This window comes from Leclercia barmai, from assembly GCF_049312895.1.
Lineage (GTDB): Bacteria > Pseudomonadota > Gammaproteobacteria > Enterobacterales > Enterobacteriaceae > Enterobacter > Enterobacter barmai.
Genome location: NZ_JBMNWZ010000001.1, coordinates 166,349 through 189,121 on the forward strand (window position 1 = coordinate 166,349; position 22,773 = coordinate 189,121).

The window sequence follows — 22,773 nt, forward strand, 5'->3', positions numbered from 1 at the left end:
GTGCGTTGTGGCACAGGAATATACTGTTGAACAATTGAACTACGGCCGTAAAGTCTGGGACTTTATGCGCTGGGACTACTGGGCCTTCGGCATTTCAGGTTTTCTGCTGATCCTGTCCCTCGCCATTATTGGCGTGAAAGGCTTCAACTGGGGTCTTGATTTCACCGGCGGTACGGTGATTGAGATCACCCTAGAAAAACCGGTCGACATGGACCAGATGCGTATCTCGCTTGAGAAAGCGGGCTTTGAAGAGCCGCTGCTGCAGAACTTCGGCAGCAGCCGCGACATCATGGTGCGCATGCCGCCAGTGAAGGATGCCAACGGCAGCCAGGAGCTGGGCAGCAAGGTTGTACAGGTGGTTAATGAAACGACCAGCCAGAATGCAACGGTAAAACGTATTGAATTCGTTGGCCCGAGCGTCGGTGCGGATCTGGCCCAGACCGGTGCGATGGCACTGCTGGTGGCGCTGCTCTGTATCCTGACCTATGTCGGTTTCCGCTTTGAGTGGCGTCTGGCTGCCGGGGTGGTAATCGCCCTGGCGCACGACGTGGTGATCACCATGGGCGTTCTGTCGCTGTTCCATATCGAGATCGACCTGACCATTGTGGCCTCGTTGATGTCGGTTATCGGTTACTCTCTGAACGACAGTATCGTGGTATCGGACCGTATCCGTGAAAACTTCCGTAAGATCCGTCGCGGTACGCCGTACGAAATCTTTAACGTGTCGTTGACCCAGACGCTGCACCGTACCTTGATTACCTCCGGGACTACCCTGATGGTGATCCTGATGCTGTATCTCTTCGGCGGTCCGATTCTGGAAGGCTTCTCGCTGACCATGCTGATCGGTGTCTCCATCGGTACGGCCTCTTCCATCTACGTCGCGTCCGCGCTGGCGTTGAAACTGGGCATGAAGCGCGAGCACCTGCTCCAGCAGAAAGTGGAAAAAGAGGGCGCGGATCAACCGTCCATCCTGCCGTAACGGAAACGCTGTTACGTCAGCAAAATCCCGGTCTTATGGCCGGGATTTTTTTTGCCTGCTCCTGACAAACACTCCTGACAGTATGCTGTCAGGAGCCCTGGCGTAGACTCCTTCTGAACCCAAACAACAGGCAGGAGGATGTATGAAAAGTGTGATTAACTGGTTTGAAATTCCGGTTGCTGAGATGGATCGCGCCATCAAATTTTACGAGCCGGTGATGCAGGTGTCGCTGAGACGCGAGAAAATGGACTGCGCTGAGCTGGCTGTTTTCCCTCATGACGATCCGGCTACCGGCGGCGCGCTGGCGAAATTTGATGGCATTACACCGTCGCAGCAGGGCGCTATTATCTATCTGCATACTGACAATCTGGCGGCCACACTGGATCGCGTTTCGTCCGCCGGTGGCGCGTGCGTGTTCGGCCCGCTGGAGCTGCCGCACGGTATTGGCACCATTGCGCTCTTTACCGACAGCGAGGGCAACCGCGTCGGTCTTCATCAACCCGCCTGATCCGGAGAACCTATGACCCGACGCGCTGACCGCCTGTTTCAGATTGTGCAGATCCTGCGCGGCAGGCGTCTGACAACGGCAGCGCATCTGGCGGACAGGCTGGGCGTGTCTGAACGCACGGTCTACCGCGATATCCGGGATCTGTCGCTCTCCGGCGTGCCGGTGGAAGGGGAGGCGGGGAGCGGCTACCGGTTGATGTCGGGTTTCGACCTGCCGCCGCTGATGCTGACCAACCGGGAATCGGAAGCGCTGATGGTGGCGATCCGCCTGCTCAAAACCTGGGGCGGGGAGTCGCTGTCGCGCGAGCTGGAGTCAGCGCAGGAGAAAGTGCTGGCGATCCTGCCGGAGGAGAGCCGCCGCAAGGCCGAGCAGACGCGCATCTACGCCCCGGACATTGCTATGCAGAACCACTCCCGCAGCGGTTTCGATCTGATTCATCAGGCGATATCGGCCCTGCGGGTACTGGCGCTGCATTATCGGGATGAAGCCGGACAGCTCTCTTCCCGCGAGGTGCAGCCGCTGGGGTTGTTCTTCTGGGGAGAGCACTGGCTGCTGGCGGCCTGGTGCGAACGGCGCGATGACTATCGCTGTTTCCGGCTCGACAGGTGTCTGAATATCACAATGACGGACAGGCGGTTTAGCGAAAGCGCGGACAGGTCGTTGGCGGATTTTCTCAGGAAAGTGAAGCAATAAAAAGCCAGCTCTTGAGCTGGCTTTTTTGCCCGGCGGCGCTGCGCTTGCACGGGCCTACAGGTTTTGTAGGCCGGGTAAGGCGTAGCCGCCACCCGGCACCAACCACCAGGTTAGAAGTTATAACCCACAACCAGGTAACCACCCCAGCCGGTAGAACGAACGCTGAAGTCACCGTCGCCGAAGTTCAGGCTTGCGTCGTCGTTCCACTGACCACCGTTGTGCCAGTAACGGGCAACAACAGAGTAGTGCCAGTGATCGTAGTTCAGGGCCAGAATGTGGCTGGACGCGATAGAGTCGTTGGTACGCGCTTTCTTACCGTTCAGGTCACGGAAGTCGTTGTCGCCCAGGTCTGAACCCCAGTCAAAGTTGGTGAAGCCGATGTAGCTCAAGTTGCCGCCCCACAGCTGGGTGATCGGCACAAAGTATTTCACTTTGAAACGGTAGCCATCCCACTCGTTTTCGTTCGCTGCGCCGTAGTTCTGCCACTGGTATTTGGCATAAACGTTCATGGACAGGCTCATCGGCAGACCGGTGTCGATGTCGGTACCCAGACCCATATACCAGGTGCTCTGACGACCGGACTTGTTGCGGCCCATGTCGTAGATGTAGTTGTTCGCGAAGTACCACTCTTTAAACGGACCAAACGCCAGGCTGGTGCCGGTCAGCTTGTCGATAGAGAAGCGCGGTTCAATCTCCATGAACAGTGGGGAACCGTGGTTCCAGATACCTTTCGCGTCAGTGTTACCACCGAAGAAGACCGGCGCATCCATGTAACCATAGAAATCAAACCAGTCTTTCTTGGCAAAGGCTTCGTATTCCAGGTAGGTATCGTTACGGATCTGTGGTCCAAAACGGGTGTGATAGCTGCCGACGACGTTAACGCTCTGGTGCCACCAGTCGGAAACGTACTCTGGTTTGTCGTTTTCTGCTGCCTGCACAGTAAAAGTAGAAGAGAGGGCCAGCGCTGCACCGGCTGCCAGTAATGTTTTTTTCATAATGATGCCACTGATTTGAAATCCCTTACGGGAGTGAAAAAGGCGCGAATTGCGTTTCTAAATATTTCGTGTTTCTGGGAGCCTATTATAGGAATCCTTGCTCACAAAAATATGTGTTGTTTCACAGTTCTCTCACATACGTAATCGATTGCGTTCACGTTTGCGTATTTTTGACGAAGCGGATTGTAATGGCAAACATCTTTGTTGCCAATGTTTACACTTCAGAGGAGAGCGGAACGCGAAACACGTTCCGCTGGGGGATTATTGCTGGACGGGCTGAATATCGTGAATGCGGATAAAGCCGAGCTGATCGGGCGTCATACCGTTTAGCTGTAGCGGAATGTCGACATCGCTCGGTGCCAGCACGCTGGCAGGGGCGTTAATCAGCTGGGTCTGCACGTTCTGTTCCTGGAAGCTGTCGGTGGTGCCCTGAATCTGGCCCCACTCCACGGTGGCGCTGAAGGCCGGCAGCGGGTCGTTAGATTCTCCCTGAATGCGCAGCGTGGCGCGGGTGCCGTCGGCATTTGGCGCGACGTTGACCATCGACATCTTCAGCGTACCAATCTGGCTGTTCAGTCGGGCCGGCGTATTCGAACCCGGAAGCAGATAGACGCCGCTGGTCGATTTGGCGTTCAGCGCGTTCTGCTGGGTGATTTTGACGGTTTCCTGGTTGAGCTTGTTCATGGTCGTATTCAGCGAACTGATGCTCTGGTTCATCTGACGAACTTCGCTTTGCTGCGCGCAGGCGCTGAGGCTAAAGAGGCTTCCCACCAGCAGGATCCTCAGGTAACGTCTTGTCATGGCAATTATTTCCCTGAATTATCGGATTCTGCTAAGGGTAGTCAACCAGGCTGCCATTCGTATAGATCCTTTATCTCAAAAACGCTCCTTCTTTGTTGTGGGGCCAGTTCGGGGTAAAATAGAGTTCAGTCAACCCGATAGTCAGGACACCGTATGCATTGCCCATTCTGTCTCGCCGTGGATACCAAAGTAATCGACTCCCGACTCGTGGGAGAGGGCTCGTCCGTGCGCCGCCGTCGGCAGTGCCTGGTGTGTAATGAACGTTTTACGACCTTTGAAGTGGCAGAGCTGGTGATGCCGCGCGTGGTGAAAAGTAACGACGTTCGCGAACCGTTCAACGAAGAGAAACTGCGTAGCGGGATGCTCAAGGCACTGGAAAAACGGCCAGTGAGCGCAGATGACGTTGAAATGGCGCTTAACCACATCAAAACTCAGCTGCGCGCCACCGGCGAACGTGAAGTGCCGAGTAAAATGATCGGCAACCTGGTGATGGAGCAGCTTAAAAAGCTCGATAAAGTGGCCTATATCCGCTTTGCCTCCGTTTACCGCAGTTTCGAAGACATCAAAGAGTTCGGCGAAGAGATCGCCCGCCTACAGGATTAAGCCCATGCAGGATGAGATTTACATGGCGCGAGCGCTGAAGCTGGCGCAGCGCGGGCGGTTTACCACCCATCCCAATCCGAATGTCGGCTGCGTCATTGTGAAAGATGGCGAGATCGTCGGGGAAGGTTTTCACTATCGCGCTGGCGAGCCGCATGCCGAAGTGCACGCGTTGCGCATGGCAGGAGAGAAGGCGCGGGGCGCAACCGCCTATGTCACGCTGGAGCCCTGCAGCCATCATGGCCGCACCCCGCCGTGCTGCGATGCCCTTATCGCCGCGGGCGTTTCACGGGTGGTGGCGGCAATGCAGGATCCTAATCCTCAGGTAGCCGGCCGCGGACTTTACCGTCTTCAGGAGGCCGGAATCGACGTCAGCCACGGCCTGATGATGAGTGAAGCCGAACGTCTGAACAAAGGCTTCCTCAAGCGGATGCGGACCGGTTTTCCTTACGTGCAGCTGAAACTCGGCGCGTCGCTGGATGGCCGCACGGCAATGGCCAGCGGCGAAAGCCAGTGGATCACGTCGCCGCAGGCAAGGCGCGATGTGCAACGTCTGCGCGCGCAAAGCCATGCTATTCTCACCAGCAGTGCTACCGTGCTGGCGGACGATCCTGCCCTGACCATGCGCTGGGATGAGCTGAACCCTGATACCCAGGCGCTCTACCCGCAGGAGAATTCACGCCAGCCGCTGCGCATTGTGGTCGACCGGCAGAACAGCGTCACCCCTGCGCATCGCATTGTGCAGCAGCCGGGTGAAACCTGGTTTGCCCGCACCCAGCAGGATGACCGCAGCTGGCCGGAAGGCGTGCGCAGCATTATGGTGCCTGAGCATAACGGGCATCTCGATCTCGTGGTGCTGATGATGCTGCTGGGCAAACAGCAGATCAACAGTATCTGGGTTGAAGCTGGCCCAACGCTTGCCGGCGCGCTGTTGCAGGCCGGGCTGGTTGATGAGCTGATCGTTTATCTGGCGCCTAAACTGTTAGGCAGCGACGCCCGCGGCTTATGCACCTTGCCCGGGCTGGAAAAACTGGCGGATGCACCGGCATTTAACTTCAGCGAGATACGTCCGGTTGGACCGGATGTCTGCCTCCACCTGACCACCGCGTAAGGCTTGCCTAAATAGGGAAGCAGTGCGCAAAATATTATGATAAAATCCGCCCCCCTGCGGGGCCACCAAATGAACCCGTTAAGGAAGAGTATGAACATTATTGAAGCAGCCGTTGCTACCCCGGACGCTCGCGTCGCCATCACCATTGCGCGTTTCAACAACTTCATCAACGACAGCCTGCTGGATGGCGCGATTGACGCCCTGAAACGTATCGGCCAGGTGAAAGACGAAAACATTACCGTTGTCTGGGTTCCGGGTGCTTACGAACTGCCACTGGCAGCGGGCGCACTGGCGAAAACCGGCAAGTACGATGCGGTAATTGCGCTGGGTACGGTGATTCGTGGCGGTACCGCGCACTTTGAATATGTTGCGGGTGGCGCAAGCAACGGTCTGGCGCACGTGGCTCAGGATGCAGAAATTCCTGTCGCGTTCGGCGTACTCACCACTGAAAGTATTGAACAAGCCATCGAACGTGCTGGCACCAAAGCCGGTAACAAAGGTGCAGAAGCTGCACTGACCGCGCTTGAAATGATCAATGTATTGAAAGCCATCAAGGCCTGATTTTTTTGTAAGGGGAATTCCGTGAAACCTGCTGCTCGTCGCCGCGCCCGTGAATGTGCCGTTCAGGCACTTTACTCCTGGCAGTTGTCCCAGAACGACATCGCTGATGTTGAATACCAGTTCCTGGCGGAACAAGACGTCAAAGACGTTGACGTCGTGTACTTCCGTGAACTGCTGTCGGGAGTGGCGACTAATAGCGCGTATCTCGACGGTCTGATGAAGCCGTACCTGTCCCGTCTGCTCGAAGAGCTGGGCCAGGTTGAAAAAGCGGTGCTGCGTATCGCACTCTTTGAGCTGTCTAAACGTGACGATGTGCCGTACAAAGTGGCCATCAACGAAGCGATCGAACTGGCGAAAACCTTCGGTGCTGAAGACAGCCACAAGTTTGTGAATGGCGTGCTGGATAAAGCTGCACCTGCGATCCGTCCCCGTAAAAAGTGATCCGCAAGCCGGAGTGTCGTACTGCCCATCGGGCGGTGCGGGCTCCGGTTTTTTTATTTTCTTTGCTGAGGCATAACGTATGGCATGCGGCGAATTTTCCCTGATTGCCCGTTATTTTGACCGAGTCAGAAGCTCGCGTCGCGATGTGGAAACCGGCATCGGCGACGACTGTGCACTTCTCAATATTCCCGATAAACAGACGCTGGCAATCAGCACCGACACGTTAGTGTGCGGCCACCATTTTCTGCCGGATATCGATCCTGCCGATCTGGCGTATAAAGCGCTGGCGGTGAACCTGAGCGATCTGGCGGCAATGGGAGCCGATCCGGCGTGGTTAACCCTCGCGCTGACCCTGCCGAAGGTCGATGAAAGCTGGCTTGAGGCCTTCAGCGACGCGCTGTTTGAACAGCTTAATTACTACGATATGCAGTTGATCGGTGGCGATACCACCGCCGGACCGCTGTCGATGACGCTGGCGATCCACGGCTACGTGCCGGCAGGGCGCGCGCTGAAACGCTCTGGCGCGAAGCCGGGCGACTGGATCTACGTGACCGGCACGCCGGGCGATAGCGCGGCAGGACTGGCCATTTTGCAGAAGCAATTCGTGGTGGAAAACGACGATGACGCGGCCTATTTCCTGCAACGTCATCTGCGCCCGACGCCGCGTATTTTGCAGGGGCAGGCGCTGCGCGATCGCGCCAGCGCTGCCATCGATCTGTCGGATGGCCTGATCTCCGACCTTGGGCATATCCTCAAGGCCAGCGGCGTTGGCGCGCGAGTCGATCTGAACGAATTCCCGCTCTCAGAGGCGATGCGCAGGCATGTCGAGCCAGAGCGCGCCTTACGCTGGGCGCTCTCCGGCGGCGAAGATTATGAGCTGTGCTTTACCGTTCCTGAGCTTAATCGCGGAACGCTGGATGTGGCGTTAGCCAATCTGGGGGCGCGGTACACCTGTATCGGGCAGATCATGCCGGAAAGCGAAGGGCTGCAGTTTGTGCAGAACGGCGAGGCGGTGACGCTCGACTGGAAAGGGTACGATCACTTCGCTTGACCTGTGTTGCCGGGTGGCGCTGCGCTTACCCGGCCTACGGTGAGTGCAAATTTGTAGGCCGGGTAAGGCGAAGCCGCCACCCGGCTTTTTTATTACTTAAACCCAACTACCGGATGCTCTTTGTACGGTGTCTCCAGCTCGGCAATCTGCTCCGGCGTCAGAGTGATATCCACGGCGTTGATCAGCTCATCCAGCTGCTCTTCACGCGAAGCGCCGATAATCGGCGCTGCCACTCCCCTTTTGCTCAGCACCCACGCCAGCGCCACCTGGGCGCGCGTCACCCCGAGATCTTCGGCAACTCCCGCTAAACGCTCGGCGATTTGCGCGTTGTTGGCTTCGGTTTCGTCATACAGCGTTTTGCCAAATTCGTCGGACACCGAGCGGGCCGTAGTTTCGCCCCATGGACGGGTCAAACGCCCGCGCGCCAGCGGACTCCACGGGATCACCGCTACGCCGTGCTGGTAGCACAGGGGCAGCATCTCGCGCTCTTCTTCGCGATAGATCAGATTGTAGTGATCCTGCATGGTGACAAACGGCGCCCAGCCGTGTTGTTCCTGCAGCGCCAGCGCTTCAGCAAACTGGGCGGCATGCATCGATGAGGCGCCGATATAGCGCGCTTTGCCTGCTCTGACCACGTCGTTCAGCGCTTCCAGAGTCTCTTCAATCGGGGTGTTGTAATCCCAGCGGTGGATCTGCAGCAGATCGACATAATCCATATTCAGGCGACGCAGGCTGTCGTCGATGGAGCGCAGGATCTGCGCCCGGGAGAGACCTTCCGGCAGATCCCCCGTCTGATGGTAAACCTTGGTGGCGACCACCACGTCCTCGCGGCGGGCAAATTCGCGTAGCGCCCGGCCGACGATCTCTTCGCTGCTGCCGTCGGAATAGCTGTTAGCGGTATCAAAGAAGTTAATGCCGCCTTCAAGGGCGTGTTTGATAATCGGACGGCTGCTCTCTTCCGGCAGCGTCCAGGCGTGCTTACCCCGGTCCGGTTCGCCAAAGGTCATACAGCCCAGGCAAAGACGGGAAACCTTAAGATCGGTTCTTCCTAATGTATTGTATTGCATGGTTCCACTCCTGCTGATTACTTAAAACGTACCGTTAAGCATAGCAGGAGCGGAAAAGGGAGGGATTATGCCAGCCAGGCGGCGATGCGCGCTTCGATACCAGCAGCATCCAGGCCGATTTCGGCGCGGGCTTCATCCTGGGTACCCTGCGGAATAAAGTGGTCCGGCAGGCCGAGGTTCAGCACCGGCACGACTTTGCGTTTCGCCATCAGCACTTCGTTCACGCCGCTGCCTGCGCCACCCATAATCGCATTCTCTTCGAGGGTGATCAGCGCTTCATGCTCTGATGCCATCTCCAGAATCAGCGCTTCATCGAGCGGTTTCACAAAACGCATATCCACCAGCGTCGCGTTCAGGGATTCCGCCACTTTTGCCGCTTCCGGCATCAGCGTACCGAAGTTGAGGATCGCCAGCTTTTCGCCGCGACGTTTGACCACGCCTTTGCCAATCGGCAGTTTCGCCAGCGGCTCGAGGGTAACACCAACGGCGTTACCGCGCGGATAACGTACGGCGGTCGGGCCATCCTGATAGTGGTAACCGGTGAACAGCATCTGACGGCATTCGTTTTCGTCGCTCGGGGTCATGACCACCATATCCGGGATACAGCGCAGATAAGAGAGATCGAACGCCCCCTGGTGCGTCTGGCCGTCGGCGCCGACAATGCCCGCACGGTCAATGGCGAACAGCACCGGCAGTTTCTGGATCGCGACGTCGTGGATCACCTGGTCGTAGGCGCGTTGCAGGAAGGTGGAGTAGATCGCCACCACCGGCTTGTAGCCGCCAATCGCCAGGCCCGCAGCAAAGGTCACCGCATGCTGTTCGGCGATAGCGACATCAAAATACTGGGTCGGATACTTTCTGGAAAACTCGACCATACCGGACCCTTCACGCATCGCCGGCGTTACGGCCATCAGCTTGCTGTCTTTGGCGGCGGTTTCACACAGCCAGTCGCCGAAGATTTTTGAGTAGCTCGGCATGCCGCCGCTGCTTTTCGGCAGACAGCCGCTGGTTGGGTCGAACTTCGGTACCGCGTGGAAGGTGATCGGATCTTTTTCTGCCGGTTCGTAGCCACGACCTTTTTTGGTCATGATGTGCAGGAACTGCGGGCCTTTCAGATCGCGCATGTTTTTCAGCGTGCTGACCAGGCCCAGAACGTCGTGGCCATCTACCGGGCCGATGTAGTTAAAGCCCAGCTCTTCAAACAGCGTGCCGGGAACCACCATGCCCTTGATGTGCTCTTCGGTGCGACGCAGCAGCTCTTTGATTGGCGGTACGCCGGAGAGCACTTTTTTGCCGCCTTCGCGCAGGCTGGAGTACAGCTTGCCGGAGAGCAGATTTGCCAGGTGATTGTTCAGCGCCCCGACGTTTTCGGAAATCGACATTTCGTTGTCATTGAGGACCACCAGCATATCCGGCTTGATATCGCCCGCGTGGTTCATCGCCTCAAAGGCCATCCCGGCGGTGATCGCGCCATCGCCAATCACGCAGACGGTGCGGCGCTGTTTGCCCTCTTTGGCAGCCGCGACGGCTACCCCGATCCCGGCGGAAATCGAGGTGGAGGAGTGCCCAACGCTCAGCACGTCGTACTCGCTTTCGCCCCGCCACGGGAACGGATGCAGGCCGCCTTTCTGGCGAATCGTGCCAATTTTATCGCGACGGCCGGTGAGAATTTTGTGTGGATAAGCCTGATGACCCACGTCCCAGATCAGCTGATCGAACGGGGTGTTGTAGACATAATGCAGCGCCACGGTGAGCTCCACCGTGCCAAGCCCGGAGGCGAAATGGCCGCTGGAGCGGCTTACGCTGTCGAGCAGATAGCGACGCAGTTCGTCGCACAGCTTCGGCAGGCTCTCTTTCGGCAACAGACGTAACTCCTGGGTGGAGTCAACCAACGCCAGTGTCGGGTATTTGGCAATATCAAAACTCATCAGAGACTCATCGTGGTGTTTTCGTTATTTATCACGCTGGATTATATAGTCCGCTAGCGCTTCCAGTGCCGAGGTGTCCAGTGACTGCGCGGCCAGTTGTTCGAGCGACTGGCGGGCTTCAGCAATCAGGTCCCGGGCTTTTTGTTGGGCTTGCTCAAGGCCCAGAAGGGCGGGATAGGTACTTTTGCCAAGCTGCTGATCGGCACCCTGACGTTTACCCAATGTTGCAGTATCGCCCACGACATCCAGAATGTCATCCTGAACCTGGAAGGCTAAACCGATACTTTCGGCATAACGATCCAGAACGGGCAGGGCTTTACGTCCTCGCTCACCCGCGCTCAGCGCCCCCAGACGAACGGCTGCGCGGATCAGCGCCCCGGTCTTGTGACGGTGAATACGCTCCAGCTGTTCCAGATTAACCTGACGACCTTCCGCCTCCAGATCCAGCGCCTGACCGCCGCACATGCCCGCGACGCCGCTGGCCATCGCCAGTTCGGAAACCATCGCCAGACGGTCGCGATCCGCCACTTCAACCATCGGTGCATCGCTCAGAATTGAAAACGCCAGGGTTTGCAGGGCGTCGCCAGCCAGAATAGCGTTCGCTTCGCCAAACTTAATGTGGCAGGTCGGCTGGCCGCGGCGCAGGTCGTCGTCGTCCATGGCCGGCAGATCGTCATGGATCAGCGAATAGGCGTGGATACACTCGACCGCAGCGGCCGGGGCATCCAGCGTATCGGCGCTGATACCGAACATCCCGCCGGTGGCATATACCAGAAAAGGACGCAGGCGTTTACCGCCTAACAGTGCGCCATAGTGCATGGCCTCAACCAGTGGAGTGTTCTGAAAAGGCTGGGGTTCTATAAAACGGCGCAGTGCGTCGTTAGCACGCTCGACGCACGCCTGAAGCTGGTTCGAAAAATCCATCTACTCGGCATCCGGGGTGAAGGGGGTTGTGGCAGCGTCTTCGTTATCGGAAAGCAGGATCTGCACGCGCTGTTCCGCCTGTTGCAGCTTAACCTGGCCCTGGCGCGCCAGCTGTACGCCGCGTTCGAATTCATTAAGCGCCTCTTCTAACGGCAGATCGCCGCTTTCCAGACGGGTAACGATTTGCTCCAGTTCACTCAGCGCAGTTTCGAAACTGGCAGGTGCATCGTTTTTCTTCGGCATAGTGAATATCTGACTCTCTGTTTTTTATCCCTGACATGGTATCGGACTCAGGGTAATTATCAAATAACGCGCAATGTGCACAGGAGGCGCGCGATGGTGGTATACTTGCGCGCCTGGATGCAGCCGCGGATGTGGGCTGCTTACTTTTCCATTACAAGCTTAAATGCTTGCCAAAGAAACATTGCCGCCATGAAGTTTATCATTAAATTGTTCCCTGAAATCACCATCAAAAGCCAATCTGTGCGTTTGCGCTTTATTAAAATTTTAACCGGGAACATTCGTAACGTTCTGAAGCATTACGACGAGACCCTCGCCGTCGTGCGTCACTGGGATCACGTCGAAGTCCGCGCTAAAGATGAAAACAAGCGCCTGGACATTCGTGATGCTTTAACCCGAATCCCCGGGATCCACCATATTCTGGAAGTGGAAGATGTCCCGTTCACTTCCCTGCACGACATTTTTGAACAGGCGCTGGCCCAGTATCGCGACCAGATCGAGGGCAAAACCTTCTGCGTGCGCGCCAAGCGTCGCGGTAAACATGAGTTTAGCTCCATTGAAGTAGAACGTTACGTCGGCGGTGGTCTGAACCAGCACGTTGAGTCCGCGCGCGTGCGTCTGACCAACCCGGAAGTGACCGTTAATCTGGAGATCGAAAACGACCGTCTGCTGCTGGTGAAGGGCCGCTACGAAGGGATCGGTGGTTTCCCGATTGGCACCCAGGAAGACGTGCTGTCGCTCATTTCCGGCGGTTTCGACTCCGGCGTTTCCAGCTATATGCTGATGCGTCGCGGCTGCCGCGTGCATTACTGCTTCTTTAACCTCGGCGGCGCTGCGCATGAAATTGGCGTGCGTCAGGTTGCGCATTATCTCTGGAACCGCTTCGGCAGCTCCCACCGCGTGCGTTTTGTTGCCATTAACTTCGAACCGGTGGTTGGCGAAATCCTCGAAAAAGTGGACGACGGCCAGATGGGCGTGGTGCTGAAGCGCATGATGGTGCGCGCGGCGTCGAAAGTGGCTGAGCGTTATGGCGTGCAGGCGCTGGTTACCGGCGAAGCGCTGGGTCAGGTTTCCAGCCAGACCCTGACCAACCTGCGTCTTATCGACAACGTATCCGACACGCTGATCCTGCGTCCGCTGATCTCTCACGATAAAGAGCACATCATCGACCTGGCGCGTGAAATCGGCACCGAAGACTTTGCCCGCACCATGCCGGAATACTGCGGCGTGATCTCTAAAAGCCCGACGGTTAAAGCGGTGAAGGCGAAGATCGAAGCGGAAGAGGAGAACTTCGATTTCTCCATTCTGGATAAAGTGGTGGAGGAAGCCTCTAACATTGATATCCGCGAAATCGCCCAGCAGACCGAGCAGGAAGTAGTCGAAGTGGAGACCGTTAACGGTTTCGGCCCGAATGACGTGCTGCTGGATATTCGCTCCGTCGATGAGCAGGACGCGAAGCCGTTTGAGCCGGAGGGTGTGGAAGTGGCCTCGCTGCCGTTCTACAAGCTGAGCACCAAATTTGGCGATCTCGACAAGAGCAAAACCTATCTGCTGTGGTGTGAGCGCGGGGTGATGAGCCGCCTGCAGGCGCTCTATCTGCGCGAGCAGGGTTTCACCAATGTGAAGGTGTATCGTCCGTAGTTGTTAAGCCGGGTGGCGGCTACGCCTTACCCGGCCTACATAAATCGCGTAGGCCCGGCAAGCGTAGCGCCGCCGGGCAATTCCTACGCTTCGTAATAGTTATAAATCCCTGCCGCCATCACCAGGGACGACGCGACTTCATACGCTTTTTCTCGCCCAACCAGCAGTTCGATAATCTTCAGCGCAAAATCAATCGACGTGCCCGGCCCCTGGCTGGTTAACAGGTTCACTCGCGGATCCCAGACCATACGTTTGTCCACCCACTGCTCTTCAGGGATTTTATCCTTGAGGGTCGGGAAACCGGTCATATTGCCGATAGGGAAGATGTTATGCGGCACCAGCACCGTGGCTGCTGCCGCACAGATTGCCGCAACGATTCGCCCGGAATGGTGGAACTGCCTGACCGTCTCGACCAGCAGCGGGCTGTCGCGGAAACACTCCGCGCCTTTCAGGCCACCCGGCAGGACGATCGCGTCGTAATCCCCGTCGGCGACCTCCACCAGCGGCGCATCTGCCACGATCTTCACCCCACGCGAGCAGGTAATAACCAGGTTGCCATCGCTGGCGACGCTCGCCGTCGTGACGCTAATCCCGGCGCGAACCAGCAGATCGATGGTGGTAACCGCTTCGGTCTCTTCGCTACCAGGGGCGAGGCATACCAGTGCCGACGCGCTCATACTCACTCTCCTTACGTTTAACCTGTTCATACAGATGGACATTTTCCGGCACGCTAATACCGTGCGCCCGGGCGCGTTTTAGCAGGTAGCCGGTGATATAGTCAATTTCGGTATGGCGCAGCGCGCGGATGTCCTGCAGCATTGAGGAGATATTCTGCGCGGTGCTCTCAATGACCTCTTCAACGTAGTAGCGGATATCCTCTTCCGACGTGTGAATGCCTTCCCGTTCTACCACCGCAGCCACTTCGGCGCACAGCGTCGCCACTTCCTCGGGATGATTTTTCAGCTCGCCGTTCGGGCAGTTCAGCAGGGCGGTGAGCGGGTTGATCACACAATTTACCGCCAGCTTGCGCCACATCTGGGGACGAATGTTATCGTGCCAGGCGACATCCGGCAGCACCTGCTGGAAGCGATCCGCCAGATAACTGTAGTCGCCCTCCTGGGCTCTGGCAGGGCCGATGTGGGTCATACCGCTGGCGACATGGACAATCACGTTGCCATCACGGCGGGCAGCGTGGGTGGTGATCGCCATCAGTAGCGGCTGGGGTATGTGTCTGAGCTCTTCAATGGTGCCCATACCGTTGTGCAGCAACATAATTGGTGAGGTGCGGGGGAGGGTGGTTGCCAGCGCCCGGACGGCATCGGAAACCTGCCAGGCTTTCAGGGTGACCAGCAGCAGATCGCTTTTTGCGAGAAAATCAGGATCGTTAGCGGTAAGAGATTCGTTAAAGATACTCCCGTCTTCTTCAATCAGGTTTACACTGCAATAGGGCTGTGGCACGCGCAGCCAGCCCTGTACTTCATGCCCATGTTTGCAAAGTGCGGTGAGCCAAAGTTGTCCCAATGCTCCGCATCCGAGCACGGTAATTTTCATCGTTCCTCCTCACCTGCAACTGCGCCAGGTGTTACAGCATTTAGTATAGCGTCGACAACTAAGCTTCTGTTGAGTTATGCCCCGTAGCGGGTATTATGCAACGCAACAAAAGTGAAGGGAGAAGAAAAGATGCCATCTTTCGATATTGTTTCCGAAGTTGATATCCAGGAAGTACGTAACGGCGTGGACAACGCCAGCCGCGAGGTTGAATCTCGCTTCGATTTTCGTGGCGTTGAGGCCTCATTTGAGCTGAACGACGCGAATAAGACCATTAAGGTACTGAGCGAGTCTGATTTCCAGGTAACGCAGCTGCTGGACATTCTGCGTGCCAAGCTGCTGAAGCGTGGTATCGAAGGGACCTCCCTCGACGTGCCGGAAACCTTCGTTCACAGCGGGAAAACCTGGTTTGTTGAAGCCAAACTGAAGCAGGGTATTGAGAGCGCGACGCAGAAGAAAATCGTTAAGCTCATCAAAGACAGCAAGCTGAAGGTACAGGCGCAAATCCAGGGCGAAGAGATCCGCGTTACCGGGAAATCCCGCGACGATCTGCAGGGCGTGATGGCGCTGGTGCGTGGCGGCAATCTCGGCCAGCCGTTCCAGTTCAAAAACTTCCGCGATTAAGAAAAAGCCCGGCAGAGCCGGGCTTTTTTTCAGGCTTTCAGCGCCTGCTCAACTTCGAAGCGGTTAGTTATTTTACTGTCGATTTTGACATACAAACTGCGCTCTTCCGGCACCAGTAATACCTCACTGACACCCTCTTTTGCTTCAAGACGCTGTTTTAACCGATCGTCCACCTCAATGTCCTGCGGAATTTCCACCCGCAGACTGCTGACGTACCGCGGCTCTTTCATGGTACTGGCGACCAGTAACCAAAGCGTTGCCAGCAGCGCACCCGCCAGGAAAACGGTCTGAGAATCAAACACTCCATCGACCCAGCCGCCCAGCGCTCCGCCGATAGCCACGCCGATAAACTGGCTGGTGGAGTAGATCCCCATTGCCGTGCCTTTATAGCCTGCCGGTGACTCTTTGCTGATCAGCGACGGCAGCAGGGCTTCCATCAGGTTGAAGGCGAGGAAGAAGAGTTGTACACCGGCAACCAGCTCCCAGAAGTGCGGGCCTGAGCCCCACAATACGATTTCCGCAATCAACAACAGGGCGACGCAGGAAATGAAGACGCGCTTCATCCGGCGCTTCACTTCGGCATAGATAATAAATGGCACCACGGAGACAAACGAGATGAGCATGGTGACCAGATAGATTTTCCAGTGCTCGGCCGCCGGGAAACCGGCCGCGGCAAGCTGGCCGGGCAGGGCGACGAAGGTGGACATCAGCAGAATATGCAGGCACATGATGCCAAAGTTGAGCTTGAGCAGGCGCGGCTCAACCAGCACTTTGCTGAAGCAGCCTTTAACCATCCCCGATTCACGGTTCAGCACATGGTTTTTGCTGTCCGGCACCACCCAGATCGTCAGGGCGATACCGACGGTCGCCAGCACGGCGATCATCCAGAACAAAGCGTGGAGCCCAAGTGCATGGGTAACGATCGGCCCCAGCACCATCGCGATGGCAAAGGTCACGCCGAAGCTGACGCCAATAAAGGCCATCGCCTTGGTGCGGTTCTGTTCGCGGGTCAGATCGGAGAGTAGCGCCATCACGGCGGCGGCAATGGCGCCGGAGCCCTGCAACGCACGGCCGAGAATAATTCCCCAGATGGAGTGGGAGAGGGCGGCTATCACGCTACCGGCGACGAAGACCAGCAGCCCGCCGACGATTAACGGTTTGCGACCCACGCGATCGGAGAGCAGGCCGAAGGGGATCTGGAATATCGCCTGCGCCAGGCCGTAAATACCGATGGCAAGACCAATCAGCGCCTCGCTTGCTCCCTGTAACGCCATGCCGTATGTCGTCAGTACCGGCAGGACCATAAACATGCCGAGCATACGCAGCGAAAAAACCGTCCCCAAACCCCAGGTGGCACGAAGCTCGCCTGGCGTCATTTTATAATCGTTCATTACCACCTCTGTCTGAAAAGCGCGTCCAGTGTAGTCTGAGAGCGGTGTGGGGTAAACAGAGTGATGATAAACAATTATTTCTATAGTTAATGATTTGTGCGATTAAACATATAGTAGCGTTATGGTTGCTATCTAAGGCAGGTGAAAGTGCGGAATCTAATTATTCAGCAGAGATTTTTACAATAGAAATTGGATATATGAGTGAGAATTAATAAAACTACCAGTAATTATATAAGCCATTTGCAGGGTCAGGATAATTATAGAACTATCCCGACCCTGAACTTATTACGGTTTACGCGCTAGCGCTGACAAGGAAACTATTCCAGTCTGATGCCGCGTTATTTACGAAAGATGACCAGCTGTTACCTGCCGTTTGAACAAAAGCGCCCCAGTTATTTGAACCGCTATCTACGAAGGTTTGCCAGTTAGATTCGCCTGCGACGAACTTACCAAACGAAACAGTGCTGTCAATCACGAAGTTAGCAAAAGCCTCGCCTGAAGTCAGGGCGAAGGAGCCAAAGCCAAAGCCGGAGTTAACGGTAAAATTCAGGAAACCGCTTGCGGCGCCGATCAGATTAAAACCACCGGAGATATAATGCATTTCATTCATTGATAATTCTTTCATTCATATTTCCTTATTAAATGAAAATGGGTAAGTGAGAAAATTACTCACGGCCCAAGGTTACCATTCTGAAATACAAACAAGACAGGGAAATTTACATTAAGTGGTTTACATGCTCTTTTTTTAACTTGATTAATATTTAATGGTTATTTTTGGTGGGATATTAATTTATTTTCAATATAAAATAAAAAAAACAGCCCGCGACCATAAGGTGGCGGGCTGTTGAGCCACTCAGTCTGACGATGTTACCAGACGTAAGTCAGCAGATTACCAGAGTCAGGCACCATAAAATCGAAGGACATCATTACCGAGAGGGAAGTGATAGCGACAATCGAGAACACAAACAGTTTGCGCGCCCAGACTTTATCGTCTTCCACTTTATAACCCCGCAGCGCCATACCGAGCCACCAGACGCTCACCGCGGCAGCAACCACCAGATATTTATATCCAGCGTAACCGCCCAGCGACAGCATCAGGGTAGCAACCGCAAACGCAATGATGTAGAGCGTGATATGGTTCTTGGCGACTGAGATGCCTTTCACCACCGGCAGAACCGGAATGTTCGCTGCCTGATAATCCTTGAAGCGGAAAATCGCAATGGCGTAGGAGTGCGGCATCTGCCACAGGCTAAAGATAGCCAGCAGGATGAGCGCACCGCTGTCGAACTCGTTGGTGACCGCGCAGTAGCCAATCACCGGCGGCGCAGCGCCGGAGAGAGAACCAATCAGCGTACCGTAGACGGAGTGACGCTTCATATACAGGCTGTAGACGCCCACATACACCACGAAACCCATAACCCCCAGCCAGCAGGCCAGAGGGTTGGCGCCGAACCACAGCAGCATAAAGCCAGCAATACCCAGCAAGGTGGCGTACACCAGCGAGACGGCAGGGGACATCAGGCCTTTTACCAGCACCCGATTCTTGGTCCTTTCCATCTTCCTGTCGATATCCATGTCGATGTAGTTGTTAAATACACAACCGGACGCAACAACCAGTGACACCCCAATCAGCGTGTAGATAAAGAGGGTGTAGTCGATGCTGCCTTTAGAAGCCAGCAGGAACCCTCCGATCACCGAGATCAGGTTGCCAAAGATGATGCCTGGTTTTGTTACTTGCAGGTATTGCTTAAACATACTCGCCGCTCTTAGTGAACCATCATGTTGTAGTTGAGGTTCCACATAATCCAGATGGATCCGACTACCAGGATTGCGATGATAATCACGGTAAAGATGAATGCTGTCATATTCCAGCCTTCATCAGACTTGGTGTTCATGTGCAGGAAGCAAACCAGATGCACCAGAATCTGCACTACCGCAGTAACCAGGACAGTGCCCAGGATCGCCGCGTGAGAAGCAGTACCGCTCATCACCATCCAGAACGGGATGACCGTCAGGATGATCGACAGGATAAAACCTGTCATGTAGGTTTTTACGCTGCCGTGGGAAGCGCCATGATCGTTAGAATGACTCATTACATCGCCCCCATCAGATACACAACAGAGAACACACAGATCCAGACCACATCCAGGAAGTGCCAGAAGAGGCTCAGGCACATGATACGGGTGCGGTTAGTGCTGGTCAGGCCGCGACGGGATACCTGGAACATCAGTACCGCCATCCAGATCAGACCGGACGTTACGTGCAGACCGTGAGTGCCTACCAGCGCGAAGAACGCGGACAGGAAGCCACTGCGATCCGGGCCGAAGCCTTCTGCGATCAGGTGATGGAATTCATAGATTTCCATCCCGATAAATCCAGCACCGAACAACCAGGTCAACGCCAGCCAGGAAACAACCTGGCTCTTGTTGTTTTTGTACATGGCGATAGCCGCCATGCCGTAGGTGATGGAGCTGAACAGCAGCAGTGCGGTTTCAACCAGAACGAACGGCAGCTCGAAAATGTCCTTGCCGGTCGGGCCGCCCGCTGTGCCGTTCACCAGAACGGCATAGGTCGCGAACAGACAGCAGAACAGGATGCAGTCGCTCATCAGGTAGATCCAGAAGCCAAAGACTTTCATCGGCCCTGTATCGTGGTGCCCGTGATCATGCGCATGGGCGGTCGCGTGGGTTAAAGTATCAGTTGCCATTTTTCAGCCCCGCTTTAGCAATCTCGTCGAAATGCTGTTTTTCCAGAATTTCAACTTCACGGACTGGTACGTAGTAGTCCACGTCCTCATCAAAGCTCTTCACAATCCAGCTGATTACGATGCCAGCAAAACCGACGATCGCAAGCCACCAGATGTGCCAGATCATTGCGAAACCAAATACCGTAGCGAAGGCGGCGATAACAATGCCCGCACCGCTGTTTTTCGGCATGTGGATCTCTTCGTAATGCGCAGGCTGCTTATACGCTTCGCCTTTCTCTTTCATTTCCCAGAATGCATCACGCTCATGAATGTGCGGCACAACGGCAAAGTTATAGAACGGCGGTGGAGAAGAAGTTGCCCACTCCAGCGTACGGCCACCCCATGGGTCACCGGTCAGGTCACGGTTCTGATCGCGGTCGCGAATAGAGACGTAGAACTGAATCAGCTGAGACGCGATACCACATGCAATCAGAACGGCGCCGCCCGCTGCAATCATCAGCATTGGGTGGAACTGCGGATCGATCTGCTGGCTCAGACGACGGGTCATACCCATGAAGCCCAGCACGTACAGCGGCATAAATGCCACGAAGAAGCCGATGATCCAGAACCAGAACGCGCGTTTACCCCAGGTTTCGTTCAGCGTGAAGCCGAACGCTTTTGGCCACCAGTAGGTTACGCCAGCGAAGCAGCCGAAGACGACGCCGCCGATGATAACGTTATGGAAGTGCGCAATCAGGAACAGGCTGTTGTGCAGAACGAAGTCAGCACCTGGAACAGCCAGCAGTACGCCGGTCATCCCGCCTACGGAGAAGGTCACGATGAAGCCGATGGTCCACAGCATTGCTGAGTGGAACACAATACGGCCCTGGTACATGGTGAACAGCCAGTTGAAGATCTTAACCCCGGTCGGGATTGCGATAATCATGGTGGTGATACCGAAGAAGGCGTTTACGTTCGCGCCCGCACCCATGGTGAAGAAGTGGTGCAGCCAAACGATGAACGACAGGACGGTAATACACACGGTTGCCCACACCAGCGAGGTGTAACCAAACAGACGTTTACGCGAGAAGGTTGCTGCGATTTCGGAGAACACGCCGAAGACCGGCAGAACCAGGATGTACACTTCCGGGTGACCCCATGCCCAAATCAGGTTGATGTACATCATCATGTTGCCACCCATATCATTCGTGAAGAAATGGGTGCCCAGGTAACGATCCAGGGTCAGCAGCGCGATGGTGACGGTCAGAATTGGGAACGACGCGATAATCAGGATGTTGGCGCACAGAGATGCCCAGGTAAATACCGGCATCTTGAACATGGTCATGCCAGGGGCACGCATCTTGATAATGGTCACGAAGAAGTTAATACCGGTCAGGGTAGTACCGACACCGGAGAGCTGCAGCGCCCAAATCCAGTAATCAACACCTACGCCAGGACTGTATTCAATTCCAGAAAGCGGCGGATAGGCCAGCCAACCGGTCTGTGCGAACTCACCGACGCCCAGAGACAGGTTAACCAGAATCACACCGACAACCGTGAACCAGAAGCTCAGGTTGTTCAGGAACGGGAACGCAACGTCACGCGCGCCGATCTGCAGCGGCACAACAACGTTCATCAGACCGATAACCAGCGGCATCGCTACGAAGAAGATCATAATCACGCCGTGCGCGGTAAAGATCTGGTCGTAGTGGTGCGGCGGCAGGAAGCCTGCTTCGCCAGCGGAGGCAAGCGCCTGCTGGCTACGCATCATGATCGCATCCGCAAAGCCACGAATTAACATGACGATACCGACGATGCAGTACATGATACCGAGTTTTTTGTGGTCGACCGAAGTCAGCCACTCATTCCACAGGTAGCTCCACTTACCGAAGTAAGTGATCAGGCCAACTAAGGCCGCGCCACCAATGATAATTGCAGCAATCGTAACCATGATAATGGGTTCATGGTACGGCACTGAATCCAGTGTCAATTTTCCGAACATTTTCTTCCTCGGCCCCTTAGTGAGCGGTTTCCGCGTGGCTCATGTCCATGCCTTCCATACCTTCGTGCGCGCTGTGCTCGCCTTCAGGCTGGGTCACGTCCATGCTCATGCCATGTCCCATAAATTTGCCAATAACATCTTTGAACAAATTCGGTTTCACGTTAGAGAAGTACTCCACTTTGTTGTATTCGCTAGGCGTTGCCACTTTGTCGAACGCGGCCATGTCAGACATGGTGTTCGGGGACTGTTTCGCTTTAGCAACCCACTGGTCGAAAGCGGCACGGTCAGGCGTGGCAATGGCTTTGAACTTCATACCTGAGAAGCCCGGGCCACTGTAGCTGGCGGAGATACCGTCATAGGTGCCTGCTTCATTCGCGATCAGGTGCAGGTTAGTCTGCATACCGGCCATCGCGTAAATCTGGCTGCCCAGACGCGGGATAAAGAAGGAGTTCATCACGGAGTTAGAGGTGACTTTGAACTCTACCGGAGTGTTCGCCGGGAAGGCGATTTCATTCACGGTAGCAATGCCCTGTTCCGGATAGATGAAGAACCATTTCCAGTCCATGGAGACCACTTCGATGGTGATAGGTTTCTCATCGTGAACCAGCGGTTTGCTCGGCTCAAGCGCGTGAGTGGTTTTCCATGTCAGTACGGCCAGGAACAGGATGATCAGGATAGGCACCGTCCAGACCACAGCTTCCACTTTATTGGAGTGTGACCAGTTAGGGCTATACTTCGCATCTTTATTGCTCGCACGGTACTTCCACGCAAAACCAACAGCCATCAAAATGGCAGGAATAACGACGATCATCATCAGGCCGAAAGCCGTCAGAATCAGGGAACGTTGTTCCAGTCCAATCTGTCCTTTGGGGTCCAGAAGCGCAGAATCACAGCCACTGAGTAAAACAGTACCTGCAATTAACGACAACCAGCCCAAACCTTTATTGTATTTCCTAAGTGTCATTTAACGACCTCAATTCCA

Annotated in this window: 25 protein-coding genes; 10 read left to right on the forward strand and 15 right to left on the reverse strand. The window is 55.6% G+C overall.

The window, feature by feature from the left end; all coding sequences use genetic code 11:
* The first annotated feature begins 7 nt into the window (after window positions 1-7).
* The 3 genes from secF to ACOYA6_RS00735 all read left to right on the forward strand — a co-directional run bounded on the left by secF (window position 8) and on the right by ACOYA6_RS00735 (window position 2,180).
* Complete coding sequence (gene secF / locus ACOYA6_RS00725; protein WP_039032356.1) at window positions 8-979, forward strand: protein translocase subunit SecF; 972 nt, start codon at window positions 8-10, stop codon at window positions 977-979.
* Between the two features lie 142 nt (window positions 980-1,121).
* Window positions 1,122-1,487, forward strand: coding sequence for a VOC family protein (locus ACOYA6_RS00730; protein WP_138370629.1), 366 nt, complete (start codon window positions 1,122-1,124; stop codon window positions 1,485-1,487).
* Window positions 1,488-1,499: 12 nt separating this feature from the next.
* A complete protein-coding gene (locus ACOYA6_RS00735) occupies window positions 1,500-2,180 on the forward strand; it encodes a helix-turn-helix transcriptional regulator (protein WP_223074656.1) in 681 nt (226 codons plus the stop codon).
* A gap of 110 nt (window positions 2,181-2,290) precedes the next feature.
* Here the strand turns inward: ACOYA6_RS00735 and ACOYA6_RS00740 are convergent, their stop codons facing one another.
* Window positions 2,291-3,175 carry a nucleoside-specific channel-forming protein Tsx gene (locus tag ACOYA6_RS00740; RefSeq protein WP_138370628.1) on the reverse strand — a complete coding sequence of 295 codons (885 nt, stop codon included), beginning with the start codon at window positions 3,173-3,175 and terminating at the stop codon, window positions 2,291-2,293.
* A 261-nt stretch (window positions 3,176-3,436) separates the two neighbouring features.
* A complete protein-coding gene (locus ACOYA6_RS00745; protein WP_039032360.1) occupies window positions 3,437-3,976 on the reverse strand; it encodes a SadB/YajI family lipoprotein in 540 nt (179 codons plus the stop codon).
* Window positions 3,977-4,129: 153 nt separating this feature from the next.
* On the opposite strand from ACOYA6_RS00745, the gene nrdR reads away from it, so the two are divergent.
* From nrdR to thiL, 5 genes are all read left to right on the forward strand, one after another.
* Window positions 4,130-4,579: a transcriptional regulator NrdR gene (gene nrdR, locus ACOYA6_RS00750; protein ID WP_032616812.1), complete on the forward strand. Its 450-nt coding sequence runs from the start codon at window positions 4,130-4,132 to the stop codon at window positions 4,577-4,579.
* 4 nt (window positions 4,580-4,583) lie between these two features.
* On the forward strand, window positions 4,584-5,687 hold the full coding sequence (gene ribD / locus ACOYA6_RS00755; RefSeq protein WP_422653849.1) for a bifunctional diaminohydroxyphosphoribosylaminopyrimidine deaminase/5-amino-6-(5-phosphoribosylamino)uracil reductase RibD: 1,104 nt from the start codon (window positions 4,584-4,586) through the stop codon (window positions 5,685-5,687).
* A gap of 90 nt (window positions 5,688-5,777) precedes the next feature.
* Window positions 5,778-6,248, forward strand: coding sequence for a 6,7-dimethyl-8-ribityllumazine synthase (ribH, locus tag ACOYA6_RS00760; protein ID WP_039032362.1), 471 nt, complete (start codon window positions 5,778-5,780; stop codon window positions 6,246-6,248).
* Between the two features lie 21 nt (window positions 6,249-6,269).
* Window positions 6,270-6,689 carry a transcription antitermination factor NusB gene (nusB, locus tag ACOYA6_RS00765; protein WP_032616814.1) on the forward strand — a complete coding sequence of 140 codons (420 nt, stop codon included), beginning with the start codon at window positions 6,270-6,272 and terminating at the stop codon, window positions 6,687-6,689.
* A gap of 79 nt (window positions 6,690-6,768) precedes the next feature.
* On the forward strand, window positions 6,769-7,740 hold the full coding sequence (gene thiL, locus ACOYA6_RS00770; protein ID WP_422653850.1) for a thiamine-phosphate kinase: 972 nt from the start codon (window positions 6,769-6,771) through the stop codon (window positions 7,738-7,740).
* Between the two features lie 92 nt (window positions 7,741-7,832).
* On the opposite strand, the gene ACOYA6_RS00775 is transcribed toward thiL, so the two are convergent.
* The 4 genes from ACOYA6_RS00775 to xseB form a co-directional block, all read right to left on the reverse strand.
* Window positions 7,833-8,807, reverse strand: a complete 975-nt coding sequence (locus ACOYA6_RS00775) for an aldo/keto reductase (RefSeq protein ID WP_422653851.1) — start codon at window positions 8,805-8,807, stop codon at window positions 7,833-7,835.
* A gap of 65 nt (window positions 8,808-8,872) precedes the next feature.
* Window positions 8,873-10,735: a 1-deoxy-D-xylulose-5-phosphate synthase gene (dxs, locus tag ACOYA6_RS00780; RefSeq protein WP_039032365.1), complete on the reverse strand. Its 1,863-nt coding sequence runs from the start codon at window positions 10,733-10,735 to the stop codon at window positions 8,873-8,875.
* Window positions 10,736-10,759: 24 nt separating this feature from the next.
* A complete protein-coding gene (gene ispA / locus ACOYA6_RS00785) occupies window positions 10,760-11,659 on the reverse strand; it encodes a (2E,6E)-farnesyl diphosphate synthase (protein WP_039032366.1) in 900 nt (299 codons plus the stop codon).
* The gene (xseB, locus tag ACOYA6_RS00790) at window positions 11,660-11,902 is read right to left on the reverse strand and encodes an exodeoxyribonuclease VII small subunit (RefSeq protein WP_032616819.1); all 243 of its coding nucleotides are present in this window, start codon (window positions 11,900-11,902) and stop codon (window positions 11,660-11,662) included.
* A gap of 189 nt (window positions 11,903-12,091) precedes the next feature.
* Between xseB and thiI the strand changes: the two genes are divergently transcribed.
* A complete protein-coding gene (gene thiI, locus ACOYA6_RS00795; protein ID WP_039032429.1) occupies window positions 12,092-13,540 on the forward strand; it encodes a tRNA uracil 4-sulfurtransferase ThiI in 1,449 nt (482 codons plus the stop codon).
* An 83-nt stretch (window positions 13,541-13,623) separates the two neighbouring features.
* Here the strand turns inward: thiI and yajL are convergent, their stop codons facing one another.
* Both yajL and panE read right to left on the reverse strand, forming a co-directional pair.
* Window positions 13,624-14,217, reverse strand: coding sequence for a protein deglycase YajL (yajL, locus tag ACOYA6_RS00800; protein ID WP_039032367.1), 594 nt, complete (start codon window positions 14,215-14,217; stop codon window positions 13,624-13,626).
* Entirely contained in the window at window positions 14,180-15,091 is a 912-nt protein-coding gene (panE, locus tag ACOYA6_RS00805; RefSeq protein ID WP_422653852.1) for a 2-dehydropantoate 2-reductase, read from the reverse strand. The genes yajL and panE overlap by 38 nt, the downstream gene beginning before the upstream one ends.
* Window positions 15,092-15,220: 129 nt before the next feature.
* Between panE and ACOYA6_RS00810 the strand changes: the two genes are divergently transcribed.
* On the forward strand, window positions 15,221-15,712 hold the full coding sequence (locus tag ACOYA6_RS00810) for a YajQ family cyclic di-GMP-binding protein (protein ID WP_223074661.1): 492 nt from the start codon (window positions 15,221-15,223) through the stop codon (window positions 15,710-15,712).
* A 29-nt stretch (window positions 15,713-15,741) separates the two neighbouring features.
* Here the strand turns inward: ACOYA6_RS00810 and ACOYA6_RS00815 are convergent, their stop codons facing one another.
* The 7 genes from ACOYA6_RS00815 to cyoA form a co-directional block, all read right to left on the reverse strand.
* Window positions 15,742-17,103, reverse strand: a complete 1,362-nt coding sequence (locus tag ACOYA6_RS00815) for an MFS transporter (protein WP_422653853.1) — start codon at window positions 17,101-17,103, stop codon at window positions 15,742-15,744.
* Window positions 17,104-17,395: 292 nt separating this feature from the next.
* On the reverse strand, window positions 17,396-17,728 hold the full coding sequence (locus tag ACOYA6_RS00820; protein WP_039032371.1) for a hypothetical protein: 333 nt from the start codon (window positions 17,726-17,728) through the stop codon (window positions 17,396-17,398).
* 242 nt (window positions 17,729-17,970) lie between these two features.
* On the reverse strand, window positions 17,971-18,858 hold the full coding sequence (cyoE, locus tag ACOYA6_RS00825; RefSeq protein ID WP_422653854.1) for a heme o synthase: 888 nt from the start codon (window positions 18,856-18,858) through the stop codon (window positions 17,971-17,973).
* Window positions 18,859-18,869: 11 nt separating this feature from the next.
* Window positions 18,870-19,196, reverse strand: a complete 327-nt coding sequence (locus ACOYA6_RS00830) for a cytochrome o ubiquinol oxidase subunit IV (protein WP_032616827.1) — start codon at window positions 19,194-19,196, stop codon at window positions 18,870-18,872.
* The gene (locus tag ACOYA6_RS00835) at window positions 19,196-19,810 is read right to left on the reverse strand and encodes a cytochrome o ubiquinol oxidase subunit III (protein ID WP_138370623.1); all 615 of its coding nucleotides are present in this window, start codon (window positions 19,808-19,810) and stop codon (window positions 19,196-19,198) included. The genes ACOYA6_RS00830 and ACOYA6_RS00835 overlap by 1 nt, the downstream gene beginning before the upstream one ends.
* Window positions 19,800-21,791, reverse strand: a complete 1,992-nt coding sequence (gene cyoB / locus ACOYA6_RS00840) for a cytochrome o ubiquinol oxidase subunit I (protein ID WP_039032374.1) — start codon at window positions 21,789-21,791, stop codon at window positions 19,800-19,802. The genes ACOYA6_RS00835 and cyoB overlap by 11 nt, the downstream gene beginning before the upstream one ends.
* Window positions 21,792-21,807: 16 nt before the next feature.
* Window positions 21,808-22,755, reverse strand: coding sequence for a cytochrome o ubiquinol oxidase subunit II (gene cyoA / locus ACOYA6_RS00845; RefSeq protein WP_039032375.1), 948 nt, complete (start codon window positions 22,753-22,755; stop codon window positions 21,808-21,810).
* Window positions 22,756-22,773: the final 18 nt, after the last annotated feature.